The organism is Streptococcus ruminantium, assembly GCF_003609975.1.
Lineage (GTDB): Bacteria > Bacillota > Bacilli > Lactobacillales > Streptococcaceae > Streptococcus > Streptococcus ruminantium.
In genome coordinates, this window is the sequence record NZ_AP018400.1 from 142559 (window position 1) to 158542 (window position 15984).

General features: G+C 40.4%; 6 protein-coding genes. All 6 read left to right on the top strand.

Translation table 11 applies throughout. The features are described 5' to 3' along the window. Positions 1-133 precede the first annotated feature (133 nt). The 6 genes from SR187_RS00910 to SR187_RS00935 all read left to right on the top strand — a co-directional run bounded on the left by SR187_RS00910 (position 134) and on the right by SR187_RS00935 (position 15982). Positions 134-2194 (top strand): G5 domain-containing protein, encoded by a 2061-nt coding sequence (locus SR187_RS00910; protein WP_120171219.1) that lies wholly within the window; start codon positions 134-136, stop codon positions 2192-2194. 8 nt (positions 2195-2202) lie between these two features. Beyond that, entirely contained in the window at positions 2203-4377 is a 2175-nt protein-coding gene (locus SR187_RS00915; protein WP_120171220.1) for a vWA domain-containing protein, read from the top strand. Beyond that, positions 4317-12848: an isopeptide-forming domain-containing fimbrial protein gene (locus SR187_RS00920; RefSeq protein ID WP_120171221.1), complete on the top strand. Its 8532-nt coding sequence runs from the start codon at positions 4317-4319 to the stop codon at positions 12846-12848. Before SR187_RS00915 ends, SR187_RS00920 begins: the two co-directional genes overlap by 61 nt. Before the next feature lie 143 nt (positions 12849-12991). Continuing rightward, the gene (locus SR187_RS00925) at positions 12992-13567 is read left to right on the top strand and encodes a TlpA family protein disulfide reductase (protein ID WP_120171222.1); all 576 of its coding nucleotides are present in this window, start codon (positions 12992-12994) and stop codon (positions 13565-13567) included. 250 nt (positions 13568-13817) lie between these two features. Further along, positions 13818-14828 (top strand): type I glyceraldehyde-3-phosphate dehydrogenase, encoded by a 1011-nt coding sequence (gap, locus tag SR187_RS00930; RefSeq protein WP_024531842.1) that lies wholly within the window; start codon positions 13818-13820, stop codon positions 14826-14828. A gap of 470 nt (positions 14829-15298) precedes the next feature. Then, a complete protein-coding gene (locus tag SR187_RS00935; protein ID WP_227984840.1) occupies positions 15299-15982 on the top strand; it encodes a GntR family transcriptional regulator in 684 nt (227 codons plus the stop codon). Positions 15983-15984 lie beyond the last annotated feature (2 nt).

Sequence of the window (15984 nt, forward strand, 5' to 3'; positions counted from 1 at the left end):
AAGTTGATTATCTAAGTTTACTTTGTGTAAATTTGATGCATCAAACTAATTGACTTTTGGTCCCATAAGAGGTACAATATCTTAGGTATTTTATTTATATAAAATATTTTATTAAACAAAAGGAGAGGGACTTATGAAAAATAAAAAGTTCCAAGGACTAGTCGGACTAGCACTTATTGCAAGTTTAGTAAATCCATTGCCATGGTTTGAGAATGTAAATTTATTGGATTCAGTGAAGGTGTTAGCTGCTGAGGAAGATACACCGCCAGAAGATATTGAAGAGCCGGATGCTCGGGAACTCCAAGTTTTAAACCAACTAGATGCAAAACTTAGTGAATTTGAAGAATATTTGAATGCAAATAATACTGAGGAGGCACAATATTTCTTGGAAGATGAGAAAGAAAATATTGAACGCTGGCTAACTGCCACTTCGAAAACAGCTAGAGGGCAAGCCTCTGCTAAACGTTGGAACTCTCTCCTTGCTCGTCATAACGGGACTGGTGACGTGACACCTAAACCAGTTATCACTACTAAAGATGTAACGACTACAGTTGATATTGACTTTACTACTACTCGTGTTGCAAGTGTAACAATGGAAGAAGGAAAGGAAGTTATTACGACCCCAGGTGTCAAAGGTGTTCGCACAATTATTTACACAGTAACATATACAGATGGTGTTGAAACTAACCGTACTGAAAAAAGTAACGTTGTAACGAAGGAACCAGTCAACCAAGTGGTAACTTATGGTACTAAAAAGCCTGAGGTTACACCAACTGTTACAACTACAGAAGAGACAAAAACAGAAGTTGTACCGTTTACAGAAATCAGAGAAAATGATCCAAACCTTGAGGCAGGCAAAGAAGTTGTCGCTACTGAAGGTAAAAATGGCGTTCGTACGATTGTTTATACAGTGACGAAGAAGGATGGAACTGAAACTGGTCGTGTGGTCAAGAGTGATACCATCACTACTCCAGCTGTTAATAAAGTCATCAAGGTTGGTACTAAAAAGCCAGCAGTTCCTGTTGTAACGACAGAAGAAGTTAGTGAAACCAAGTCTGTACCATTTGAAACAATCCGCGAAAACGATCCAAACCTTGAGGCAGGCAAAGAAGTTGTCGCTACTGAAGGTAAAAATGGCGTTCGTACGATTGTTTATACAGTGACGAAGAAGGATGGAACTGAAACTGGTCGTGTGGTCAAGAGTGATACCATTACTACTCCGGCTGTTAATAAAGTCATCAAGGTTGGTACTAAAAAGCCAGTAGTTCCCGTTGTAACGACAGAAGAAGTTAGTGAAACCAAGTCTGTACCATTTGAAACAATTCGTGAAAATGATCCAAACCTTGAGGCAGGCAAAGAAGTTGTCGCTACCGAAGGAAAAGAAGGTGTTCGTACGATTGTTTATACAGTGACGAAGACAGATGGCGTTGAGACTAGTCGTGTAGTCAAGAGTGACACCATTACTACTCCAGCTGTCAATAAAGTCATCAAGGTTGGAACAAAAACAACCACTTCTCCTGTTGTAACGACAGAAGAAGTTAGCGAAACCAAGCCCGTACCATTTGAAACAATCCGTGAAGAAGATCCAAACCTTGAGGCAGGCAAAGAAGTTGTCGCTGCCGAAGGCAAAGAAGGTGTTCGTACGATTGTTTATACAGTGACGAAGACAGATGGCGTTGAGACCAGTCGTGTGGTTAAGAGCGATAGCGTTACGACTCCAGCTGTTAATAAAGTCATCAAGGTTGGAACAAAAACAACCACTTCTCCTGTTGTAACGACAGAAGAAGTTAGCGAAACCAAGCCCGTACCATTTGAAACAATCCGCGAAAATGATCCAAACCTTGAGGCAGGCAAAGAAGTTGTTGCTGCCGAAGGTAAGGAAGGTGTCCGTACGATTGTTTACACTGTTACTAAGATAGATGGTGTTGAAACTGGTCGTGTAGTCAAGAGTGATACCATCACTACTCCAGCTGTTAATAAAGTTATTAAGGTTGGAACAAAGAGATCTGTAGCTACGCCAGTTGCTACAGCAAAAGAGAATAAGTCAAAAACTGAAAATAAAAACAAGACAAAAGTTGTTGATGGAAAAGTGTTGCCAGAAACTGGTGAACAATCATCAGGTTTAGCGGTGATAGGCTTGACTCTACTGGTAGGGCTTTTAACATTTGTAAAAAATAAAAGGAAAAAGTCGTAATACATAGTATGAATAAGAAACAAAATCGCAGCAAGCTAAAAAAACTCACAAGTTGGATAGCATCTTTTGTGATGATTGTTGCGCTTGGCATTAGCATAACCAAGGGAGTCTTTATCAAAGCTGTAGAGCTTGGGAAAGTAGGAACTAATACTGTAGCTACCCAAGAAGGTTGTGCTATTAAGATTGAGACAACTGAGAAAGTTTCATGGACCCTGCCTCGTCAGCCAATTGACTTGGTTATTTTGCAGGATACATCTGGCTCTTTCAAAGATACTATCCATCATGTGCAAACAGCTCTGAAGGAATTAACAAGGCCTGTTAAATTAGAGGACTATAATGAAAATGATCCTCGTTTAGTTTTTACAGATAATCCAGAAACCACAGACCGTGTTATGATTAACACCTTCCAAGGTCTTGATGGAGGCTATACTTATGATATTCCCTCAGGTGGCTATTATGATCCTTATGGATACTGGGTGCCATCAACGGATAGTAACTTTACTTCATATTGGTCAACTAATTGGCAGACTAATCCTGATTTGGTCTACAAATACAATTCAAGTGCACTTTTAACAAATAAAGATGCTATTGATAGCGCTATTGATGCATTCAAGACTGATGGTGGTACACCTACAGTTCCTGCTATTGAGGACACTATCGCTAAGTATAATGAAATCAAGGGAACAATGAGCAATAACCGTAAAACGGTATTCTTGTTAGTTACCGATGGTGTTGCAAATGGTGTCCGTAAAAATGGAAACGTTGTTATAGAAAGAAGTAATTATAGAGATTACGTACTACAAAGATATTTCCAAAGCCGAGGAGTTGAAGGATCAGAACGCTATATTCCTGAGGCCTCTCAAAACTATCTTGCACGTGCTAAAGAACTGGAAGAAGCTGGAACTAAGCTTAAAGAATTAGTAAAATCTGATGATGGAAATACACAAAATGATGGTGCAGTAGTAGTTGGTTTTTGGGAGGAAGTGGCTGGTTTCACCAAGGGATCTCAGTATGGAACCACTTATTTAGAAGGCTTTGGAAATACAGGTGTTGATACAGGTGATACGCGGACAGTACAGGAAGTATTCCATCAAGCACTACGGTCTGTGGCGACAAGCGATAAGTACTATGTAAATGAGCAGTCTGATCCTAAATCTTTTGCTGATAGGATTCTCAAGTCAGTAGCACAGGCTCTTGTGAAAGAGGATGTTCAGGGTGAGTTTACAGTAACGGAAGGTTATACAGTTAAATCTGTTACTATCAACAAGAAAAAGATCGTTGATGTTGTCAAAGATCCGACTAAAGAAATCCGTGGAACTATCAAGCAAGTAGGGCAAAAAGTCACCATTTCTGTCCCTGAAAGTGTTTTCAATCCTGGAGAAAATAATTTTGATTATGAGTTGAATCATGTTGAAGATCCTGAAACTCTCTCTGAAGAAGATGAAAAGGAGCCAGCAGATGACTATGTTCCAAGTAAGAAAAATGTAACAGTTGGGCAACTTACAGGTACGTTTAAAGTTGGAAAGCATGAAACTGCAATGATTGGTTCAAAAATTCCAACAAGTGTGGAAGTCACTGATCTTAAGTACTGCTATCCAAATGTGACGAAAACTATCACAGATCAAGATAAGAGTAATGATATTGGTACACTTCAGGGGTATCCAGAAGGAGCAATTCGTCCATCTTATGCTGCGAATTTGACAGAGGCAAGTGAGAACTTCAGCTATGATCTTACTTATCGTATGAATAACTTGCCACTTAATGTCAAGAAAAACTTTATGTTGGTTGATGAGCTTGACTATCGTCTAGAATATAAGTCTGCTTATGTGACAGACACTAGTGGAGCACGGACGAACTTTGAAGTTAAGACAAAAGAGGTCGCAGATCCTTACACAGGTAAAACTCAAACAGTTGTATATGCAGTCATTCCACCAAAAGCTGGTGATACTAGCAATCCGAATGTTAACGAAGGTCTTTATGGCGGGCACAAATTTGCGCGTTATACTCTCCATATCGAGACAAAGATCAAAGATGACTATACTTACAAAAATAATCCAGAAGCCTATAAAGCTCTCATTCAAGAGAATGATGGTTACGGTATTTTGAACCAAGGTAAGATTATTTGGGAGATAATCCAACGGATCCAAGAGCTTCAGTTCGTCGTTCGAATGCAGTTTACGTAGTGCCTCCTGTCGAAACCGACATCAAGAAGGATGTTCAGTCTGTGGATGGAATCGGTGAGGGCTATGTTAAGGATCAAGACCAACTTTACCTTGGTACACGTTCGCAAGAGTACTACTATAATGTAGAATCTGCTTGGCCAGGTATTGCGAAAAGCTATATCCTTTCTGATACATTAGTTGATGAGTTGGAGGTTCTTGAAGCTAAGATTACAGTCAACGGGAAAGCAGTTGATGCCTTGACACAAAAAATAGTTACTTCTGGTCAGACGGTTACATTGAATTTAGGAGAAGCAGATTTTAATTCGCGTGCAATTTCACGACAAATTACCACTGCAAACAGGGGCAATAAAGGTCCTGCTGTTATCAAGTTAACCATCAAAGCAAGAATTAAGGATAAGGCAGATTTGACCAAGTATGTTGTAAATGGTCAAATCAAAGTTCCAAACAAGGCTACAGTTGAACTGAATGGAAAACCACAAACGTCAAATACAGTTTACGTAACTCCAGATGAACCAGCTCCAAGTAAGAAAATCAATTCGACACTTGATGTGCTGCATACAACAAAGAGCAGCGAAGCATTTGAGTTCAACATTCAGACAAAACTTCCTAGAGATATTAAGAGCTATAAGTCTTATAAGATTACAGATAAATTGGACAGTCGTCTTGAATTGACCAATAGTCCAGCGCCATATGTGAAAGAGCCATATGCTCAGCATTTTGATGTAACCCATGATGCAGCAACGAACACAGTTACAGCAACAGCTAAAGCTACAAGTCTTTCTACCTTGACAGGTGGAGAAATGGTTGAGTTAGTCATCCCAGCTAAAATCAAGGATGGCACTTCAGTCGAAGAAATTCCAAATACTTCTAAGATTGTATATGAAACTCCAACGAGTGGTGGCGAAAAAGAAACTCCACCGACTCCACCAGTTGTTGTGACTCCTCCACCGCTAATTGAAAAGCAAGTCAATGCAAAACAGCATGCGGATTTAACCAAACGTGATGAAGTATTTGAGTACACTATCAAATCATCTGTTCCAAAAGGTGCAGAGACCTTTGAAATCACGGATGAGCTAGACGAGGTGCTTGAATTTGCTGGCAATCAAGGTGATGTTGTCGTTAAAATTGCAGATACAGCCGTAACTGATAAAGTTACAATCACAAGATCTGAACGTAACCTAGGTATCAAGTTTACGAAGGAACAGCTAACGGCTGATGCTGGTAAGGCTATTGTCATCACTTTCAAAGCTAAGATTCGCGGAGATGTGAACTTATCAGTAGATAAGTATACTCAGGATGGAACGATAAAAGTTCCGAACAAGGCAAAATATACCTTGAATAACAATCCTAAGGAGTCTAACACTGTAACAGTTACTCCGCCGCCTCCAACTCCACCAACAGTTGAGAAGAAGGTAAATGATAAAGTACATGAAACCTTAGGACAACGTAATCAAACATTTGATTACAGCATCGCAACACAGGTTCCGACAGATGCGAAGAGTTTCGTGATTACTGACGAACTAAAAGAAGTTCTTGAGTTTGCCGGTAACGATGGTAAGGGTGAGGTAGTTGTTAAGATTGGTGATGCAATAGTCACAAACACTACGGACGTAAAAACTGAAAATCAAACCTTAACAGTCAGCTTGACCGCCGACCAGTTAGCAAAACTTCAAGGTCAAAAAGTCTTAGTAACCTTTAAAGCTAAGATCCGTGCCAATGTCAACCTGACAGGCTACTTGGTAGAAGGAAGCGATACTATCAAGGTTCCAAATACTGCAAGCATTAGCGTTGATAATAACCCTAAAGTGAACTCACAACCTGTAACGGTTACTCCACCGACTCCAACCCCACCAACAGTTGAGAAGAAGGTGAATAATAAAGAACATGAAGCCTTAGGACAACGCGACCAAATGTTTGAATATAGCATTGAAACGCAGGTTCCGACAGATGCGAAGAGTTTCGTGATTACTGACGAACTAAAAGAAGTTCTTGAGTTTGCCGGTAACGATGGTAAGGGTGAAGTAGTTGTTAAGATTGATGAAGCAGATGTCACAAATAAAACAACTGTGGAAGTTAAGGATCAAACCTTGACAGTCAGCTTGACCGCCGACCAGTTAGCGAAACATCAAGGTCAAAAAGTCTTAATAACCTTTAAGGCTAAGATTCGTGCCAATGTAAACTTGATAGCTTACTTAGAAAAAGCAAGCAATACCATCAAGGTTCCAAATACCGCAAGTATTCGTGTTGATAATAACCCGAAAGTGGATTCACGACCTGTAACGGTTACCCCACCGACTCCAGATACTCCAACGATTGTTAAAAAAGTTAACAATAAAGATCACGAAGACTTGACTAAACGGGATGAGGAGTTTGAGTACACTATTCAAACCCAAGTTCCGACAGATGCGAAGAGCTTTGTGATTACCGACGAATTGAAAGAGGTTCTTGAGTTTGTAGGTAAAGATGGTAAAAATGGTGTAACTGTTAAGATTGGCGAGACAGATGTTACAAATAACACAACTGTCAAGATTGAGAATCGAACCTTAACAGTCAGCTTGACAGATGACCAGTTGGTGAAATATCAAGGTCAAAAAGTCTTGGTAACCTTTAAGGCTAAGATTGTTGCAAATGCAGATTTAACAGCCTATACAGCAAATGGTACGACTAAGGTGCCAAATACTGCAAACTTTGTTATCAATAATGACTTTACAACCAAGAAGGAAACAGAGCCAGTCACTGTAACCCCTCCAGGTGAGACACCGACACCTAAGAAAACAGTCAATGATAAGCAAGCTGAAAAACTATCAAACCTTGATGAAGTATTTACCTATAAGGTAACAGCAGAAGTTCCAAAAAATACTGCTGGCTTTACGAAGTTTGAGCTAAGTGATGACTTAGAAGATATTCTAACAATCACTGAAACCGGTGTGACGGTTGGTGATGCTACCTTAGATAAGGGAATGACAGTTACCAGCCCGAAAGATGCTAATGCAGACAGTGGTAAAGTAACAGCAGCTCTTCCAACCAATGAAATTTCTAAGTATGCAGGTAAAACTGTTGTTCTGACGATTAAAGCTCGTATTAAAGAAGGTGTACAAAGCTTTGAGCTGGCAAAATACATTACAGCTGATAATCAGGAAGGCTCTATTCCAAACAAAGCTACTCTGACAGTAGGCGATAAGCCAGATCAAAAGAAAGATTCTAATAATGTTCCAGTTACACCTCCGAGTGAGGATCCTACGGTTACCAAGAAAATCAATGATAAGTTGGAACACTTGGATACTGAAACAGCAACAAACTATACTTATAACATTAAGACTAAGTTGCCTGCGGACATTACAACATACAAGAAATTTGTTATCAGTGATGAATTGGACGCTGAATTAGCTGTTCAAGGCAAGCCAGTTATTTCTGGACCTGCAGCTCAGTTCTTCGATGTAAAAGTAGAAGGACAACTTGTTACTGCAACAATGAAAAACTTTGTAACTGCTCAGGAATTAGCAGGTAAAGAAGTTGAGCTTGTTATTGTATCTCAGATTCGTAAGGGGGTAACTACACAAAATATCCCTAACATTGCACGTATAACCTATCAGAATAGGACACATGCGGCTGGTACACCGGATAGTAAAAAAGATACCCCTCCAGTCACTGTAACGCCACCAGGTGAGACACCGACTGTTGAGAAGAAGATTAACAAAGACTTGACAGAAGCGACTGTTCTACCAGAGTCGAACTACACTTACAACATCACCTCACTTCTACCGGTTGATATCACACGCTACAAAGCTTATGCGATTGTCGATGAGTTGGATGAAAACCTAGCAATCCAAGGTACACCAGTGATGGCTGAGATTGATGGTGTTGATATAACTCAGTTCTTCGATGTTAAAGTAGTTGGTCAAAAAGTCACTGCAACCATGAAGAACTTCGAAAATGCAGCTGCCTTAACTGGTAAGAAGGTCGAATTGGTGATTACAGCACAAGTGAAGTCAACGAGCAAGGCTCCTAAGATTGACAACACTGCAAAAGTGACATACCAAAACAAATCACACGTGGACGGAACTCCAGATAGCGAGACCCCACCAACTCCACCTGTGACAGTAACTCCTCCTCCTGTTACTAAGAAGATCAATGAAACTCTTGATCACTTGGATACAGCGACGAAGACAAACTATAATTACAACATCAAGACCGTTCTTCCAAGTGATATTGCTTCTTACAAGACCTTTGTGATTAACGATGACTTGGATAAGGATCTTGAAGTACAAGGCACACCAATCATCAAAGATGATGCGGCTAAGTTCTTCAAAGTTACTGTAGACGGTCAGAAAGTCCGTGCAACAATCACCGACTTCAATGCGGCGAAAGCATACGCAGGTAAAGAGGTTGAACTCGTTATCGTTTCTCAAATCCGTGAAGGTGTGACACGTCAGGCTATCCCTAACCAAACTACTATTACTTACACGAACAAAGTGAAAGTAGGTGGTGAGCCAGGTGATACAACAACGACTCCACCGACCCCTCCAGTCACCGTAACACCACCAGGTGAGACACCGACTGTTGAGAAGAAGATTAACAAAGACTTGACAGAAGCGACTGTTCTACCAGAGTCGAACTACACCTACAACATCACCTCACTTCTACCAGTTGACATCACACGCTACAAAGCTTATGCGATTGTCGATGAGTTGGATGAAAACCTAGCAATCCAAGGTACACCAGTGATGGCTGAGATTGATGGTGTTGATATGACTCAGTTCTTCGATGTTAAAGTAGCTGGTCAAAAAGTCACTGCAACCATGAAGAACTTCAAAGATGCAGCTGCCCTAGCTGGTAAGAAGGTCGAATTGGTGATTACAGCACAAGTGAAGTCAACGAGCAAGGCTCCTAAGATTGACAACACTGCAAAAGTGACATACCAAAACAAATCACACGTGGACGGAACTCCAGATAGCGAGACCCCACCAACTCCACCTGTGACAGTAACTCCTCCTCCTGTTACTAAGAAGATCAATGAAACTCTTGATCACTTGGATACAGCGACGAAGACAAACTACAATTACAACATCAAGACCGTTCTTCCAAGTGATATTGCTTCTTACAAGACCTTTGTGATTAACGATGACTTGGATAAGGATCTTGAAGTACAAGGCACACCAATCATCAAAGGTGATGCGGCTAAGTTCTTCAAAGTTACTGTAGACGGTCAGAAAGTCCGTGCAACAATCACCGACTTCAGTGCGGCGAGAGCATACGCAGGTAAAGAGGTTGAACTCGTTATCGTTTCTCAAATCCGTGAAGGTGTGACACGTCAGGCTATCCCTAACCAAACTACTATCACTTACACGAACAAAGTGAAAGCAGGTGGTGAGCCAGGTGATACAACAACGACTCCACCGACCCCTCCAGTTACTGTCACACCACCAGGTGAAGATCCAACGGTTGAGAAGAAGATTAACAATACGCTTGATCATTTGGATGTAGACACTGAAAAAGATTATACTTATAACATCACAACAACCCTACCGGTTGACATTACAAGTTATAAGAAATTTGCGATTGTCGATGTATTGGATAAAGACCTTGCTGTTCAAGGTACACCAACTATCACCGGTGAAGCAGCGAAATTCTTTGATGTGAAAGTAGATGGACAGACTGTTACAGCTGCGATGAAAGACTTCAAGAATGCCAAAGACTTGGCAGGCAAGAAGGTTGAACTCGTTATTGTTTCTCAAATCCGCGAAGGTGTGACACGTCAAGCTATTCCAAATACCGCGAAAGTGACTTACCAGAACAAATCACATGTAGATGGCACTCCAGATAGCGAGACTCCACCGACCCCTCCAGTCACTGTCACACCACCAGGTGAAGATCCAACGGTTGAGAAGAAGATTAACAATACGCTTGATCATTTGGATGTAGACACTGAAAAAGATTATACTTATAACATCACAACAACCCTACCGGTTGACATTACAAGTTATAAGAAATTTGTGATTGTCGATGTATTGGATAAAGACCTTGCTGTTCAAGGTACACCAACTATCATCGGCGAAGCAGCGAAATTCTTTGATGTGAAAGTAGATGGACAGACTGTTACAGCTACGATGAAAGACTTCAAGAATGCCAAAGACTTGGCAGGCAAGAAGGTCGAACTGGTAATCGTATCGCAAGTTCGCGAAGGTGTAACACGTCAAGCTATTCCAAATACCGCGAAAGTAGAGTTTACGAATAAAGCGGGACAAGTTGGTGAGAAAGAAACGAAACCTGTAACGGTCACTCCACCAACACCAAATACACCTCCGATTGAGAAGAAAGTAAATGGTGCAGAAAGTGCAGATCTAGCTAGTCGTCAAGAAGTATTTACTTACACAATTGATACAATTGTTCCGACTGGGGCTTTTGCCTTTGAAGTAAGTGATACATTAAAAGATGTTTTGACGTTTGAAGGCGCTGTGACTGCAACCTTATCAGGTAAATCAATCGCACAAAGTCAAATTTCTATTGACGGACAGACCGTCACCGTTAAATTGACGAAACAACAAGTTCGAGAACAAGCAGGCAAACCGCTTCATATCGAATTTTCTGCGAAGGTCAAGGATGGTGTTGATTTGACACCATATATGACAAACGGTAAGACAAGTATTCCAAATACTGCAAACTATATTGTCAACAATGACCCAGCAACGAAGAAGGATTCGAATACTGTTCCGGTTTATCCACCGACTCCAAACGAACCTGGCATTGATAAGAAAATCAATCGTGATTTGACACATCTTAATGTGGAAGTTAATAAATCGTACATGTACAACGTAACGGCGAACCTTCCACAAGATATTGCTACGTATCGTGAATTTGTAATAACAGATACTCTTGAGTCTGTACTTGCAATCAATGGAGATGTGGTTGCCTATGTGGATGGTTATGCAACTGATGCAGTTAAGGTAACGGTTGAAGGGAACCGTGTTGTAGCAACTGTTGTAGATTTTGCAAAACTTGCTGGATTTAAACAAATCCAACTTTACATTCCTGCTTATATCAAGTCTGATGCTGATTTGACTGCTTATGTGACAAATAATGTTGCAAGCATTCCAAATACTGCTAGCCTTGAGTTTACAGATAGCAATGGAGTGAAGAAACGTAAAGATACTACTCCAGTAACAGTGACTCCGCCGACACCTGATACCCCACCAACTCCACCGGTGAATCCTCCACAACCAGGAACACCTGTGAAGACAGTTAGTCGTGTAGAGGGCTTGGAACAAACAAATTATCTGGCTCTTCTACAAGCAACGGAATCGTTCCGCTTCGACATTAAATCAGTTGTTCCAACGGACGAAGCTGAAGACAGACGGTTGAATCTAACAAGCATCACTATCACCGATCAATTGGATCCGCTATTCACTGTGGACAAAGCTAAAGTGGCTGTGAAACTAACAAATGCACCGACATCAAATGCAAATTATATTGATGAAGATGTAGAAAAAGCACAAGCAGAACTTGATGCTGAAAAAGCTAAGTTGGAAGAAATTAAGAAATCTAGCCAAACAGAAGCTAGTGCGGCAGCTCTTTCAGAGGCGCAGAAAGTAGTTGCAAGACTAGAGACTGAATTAGCTGAGGCTCAAGCTAAGCTGACAGAACTTAAGACGTCAGCAACATCAGCGACAACAGAGTCCTCCTCATCCACAGAAGTATCGGCAGCCAATCCGGTAGATATGATTGCTACTGATCATTCTTCAGAAATCGCTGCACAAGAGGTAGTTATAGCAGAACTCCAAGCTAAATTGGAGGCTGCAAAACAAAGAGTACAAGCAGCACAAGAAGTCTTGGCCAAAGCAAAAACTCCTTCCGAAGTGAAAGTTGAAGCTGATAATCAAGAAAAAGTTGTAGTTGCAAAACAAAAAGTTCTTGATGAAGCGAAAGAAAAACAAGCTAAAGTTCAAGAACGTGTGGAACAATTTGCTAAAGTCAATGACAAAGGTGAATTGACAGCGGAAGCAATTGCTGCTCTAGGTGGAACCATTAAAGTAGACGGACAATTTGTAACGGTTGACTTTACGGATGAATATACTATGGAAGCCTTGAAAGGTTATACCGTAAATGTGATTATTTACTCAAGCATCACAGATGTGAATGCCTTGACAATTGATCACTTTACTAAGGGTATTGATAATACTGCAACAGTACAATTCAATCATGACCCAAGTGATAATCTTACTAAGAAGACAAACAAGGTAACTGTAGTACCGCCTAAGAATGAGACACCGCCACCACCGGCAACACCTGATAAACCAAAAGGTGACTTGCCAACTCCACCAACTCCACCAACAGAACCAACACCGCCACCTTCTTCAGGACCAATTCTTCCGAAAACAGGTACTAATGAAAACGGGGTGTATGCTATCGTTGGTATCATTCTTGGAGCCTTGACCTTTGTGCTTAGAAAACGCAAGGATAACGATAGTCTCTAAGAGAATCTATAGGCATCTTGCATGCTTTAACAAGGACAACCCGGGTTTTAGTCACAAAGAACTACGAACTCGGGTTGTTTTTGACTTTTGAAATTGTAAATTATGATATACTACTACTTAGAAAGGAATTATGGAGAAAAAATATGAAAAAAAGAGAAATTTTCACGATTTCTGTAATAGCAATTCTTGTTGTAAGTGCAGCTATTTATTTGGGAATGACAGCCAATTTAACACAAAGCAGCCCCGCCAAAACAGAGGTCAGTCAAAGCTCAAGTCAGCCTTCTGATTCAGAACTTCGCTCCTTGACAGAAACCATCAATAAAAGTAAGTTTTTAGATGCAAATGACAAAGAAATGACTTTGGCGAATTTTGCAGATAAACCATCCATTGTTGTATTTTGGGCGAGCTGGTGTCCAGATTGTCAAGCGCAATTACCTATTTTAGCTAAGTTGTATGAGAAGTACGGTAAGGATGTCAACTTTGTATTTTTAAATGTTGTAGATGGAACACGTGAAACGAAAGTGAATGGTCAGAAATATTTGACTGAAAAATATCCATTTACCTATTATCAGGATAAAGGTATGAGTGTTGCTGATAGTATGGGGGTGAAGAATATCCCAACAATGTTCATATTGAATAAAAAGAAGGAAATAGTAACAGCATTTCGTGGTAACCGAACAGAAGAAGTTATAGCCACAGCACTTGAGGCCGTAAAATAATAGTATCTAACGAATCTTACTTTGATCAGACAGACAGTAATACCGAAATAGAAATCAAATCTATTGTTTTTTCGGACACCTGTAGATGCTTTTCTACAGTATACAAAGTCTTGCAATTTTCGGTAAATAATTATATAATAAAAATGTTGAAAAGATGCTTGTAGGCTTACAAGTTAATATTTTCACAAAAGGATTAAAAGGCATGCCTTTTAAAATATAGAACTCGATTTTCATAAGGAGGAAATCATTCATGGTAGTTAAAGTTGGTATTAACGGTTTCGGACGTATCGGTCGTCTTGCTTTCCGTCGTATCCAAAACGTTGAAGGTGTTGAAGTAACTCGTATCAATGACCTTACAGATCCAGTGATGCTTGCACACTTGTTGAAGTATGACACAACTCAAGGTCGTTTTGATGGTACTGTTGAAGTTAAAGACGGTGGTTTTGAAGTTAACGGTAAATTCGTTAAAGTTTCTGCTGAGCGTGAGCCAGGAAACATTGACTGGGCTACTGATGGCGTAGATATTGTTTTGGAAGCAACAGGTTTCTTTGCTTCTAAAGAAAAAGCTGAGCAACACATTCACGCTAACGGTGCTAAGAAAGTTGTTATTACTGCTCCTGGTGGTAACGATGTGAAGACAGTTGTTTTCAACACTAACCACGACATCCTTGACGGTACTGAAACAGTTATCTCAGGTGCTTCATGTACTACAAACTGTTTGGCACCAATGGCTAAAGCTCTTCACGATGCGTTTGGCGTTCAAAAAGGTTTGATGACTACAATCCACGGTTACACTGGTGACCAAATGGTTCTTGACGGACCACACCGTGGTGGTGACCTTCGTCGTGCTCGTGCTGCTGCAGCAAACATCGTTCCTAACTCAACTGGTGCAGCTAAAGCTATCGGTTTGGTAATCCCAGAATTGAATGGTAAACTTGATGGTGCCGCACAACGTGTTCCAGTTCCAACAGGTTCTGTAACTGAATTGGTTGCGACTCTTGATAAGAAAGTAACTGCTGACGAAGTAAACGCTGCTATGAAAGCTGCTGCTACTGAATCATTCGGTTACACTGAAGATCCACTTGTATCTTCAGACATCGTGGGTATCTCATTCGGTTCATTGTTTGACGCAACTCAAACTAAAGTAATTGAAGTGGATGGCGAGCAATTGGTGAAAGTTGTATCATGGTACGACAACGAAATGTCTTACACTGCACAACTTGTACGTACGCTTGAGTACTTTGCAAAAATTGCTAAATAATTTTGGTTTTATTGAAAAAGAAGGACTTCGGTCCTTCTTTTTTGTGTGCCATGGAAGTAGAGCGAAGGATTGGACAACCAATGACAATCTCTTAAATTAGGGTTGCCTATTCCACTTCTTTGTCTGAAAAGACAGTAGTTCAAAAGTATAAATGGCGGTTATGACAGGATGGAACAAATAGAATGACTCTACAGAATGAGAGGTAAGAGAGTCTATGTACTCGTTAAAAGTTAGTTGACAAACGGTAGCCACGGTGGTATGAGATTGACCTTACTTGATTCTGTAGTGATTGTGAGGTCTAAAGATGCATTTAGAAGTTATGCATTTATCTTGCTTTTGTCAGAGACTGTCTAAAAAATAGAATTTTATTTTTAAAAGTATATACTTTTAAAAAAATATGTTATACTTATGATGTAAAGGGAAAGAGAGGAGGGAGTTTTATCGGAAAAATAAAACCGAGGTATCTTGTTATCTGTCAGGATATACGTGAAAAAATCCAAGAAGGAACCTATGCCATCAATGATAAATTGCCGGATGGTCAAACGCTGGCTAGTCAATATGGAGTTAGTCTATTGACCCTAAAGCGTGCCTTGGATTTGTTGGTGGCAGAAGGCTTTATTATTCGCCGTCGGGGAGATGGTACTCTGGTTAGGGATTGGAAAAGCAAGGGGTTATCTCGCTTGTATTCATTGAAAGGAACCTATCACGATTATAGGGAGCATGTAACTTCTAAAATCCTTAAGTTCGAGGTTATTCATCCATCCGCTCAGGTTGCCAGTAAATTATGCGTCAATCAAGATAGCTTTGTCTATGAAATTCAACGACTAAGAATCCTGGATGATCGGCCAATCATTATGGAGTATAGCTACATGCCTGTTGATGTCATTCCAGGATTAAGTACGAAACATTTGGAACAATCTATCTATGGCTACATACAGGATGAGCTAGGATATAAGATTCACAGTGCCTTTGTAAAGGTCGCTGGAGTTCGTCCCAATGCTATAGAACAGCTAGAAATGAATCTCTCAGACACGGACTTTCTAATGGAGACCGAACGAGTTAGCTCCTTGGGGAATTGTAAGACCTTTGAATACTCGATTGCTCGTCACTTGCCAGATGTCTTTCATTTTGAGACCGTTATCTTTCATCACTAATT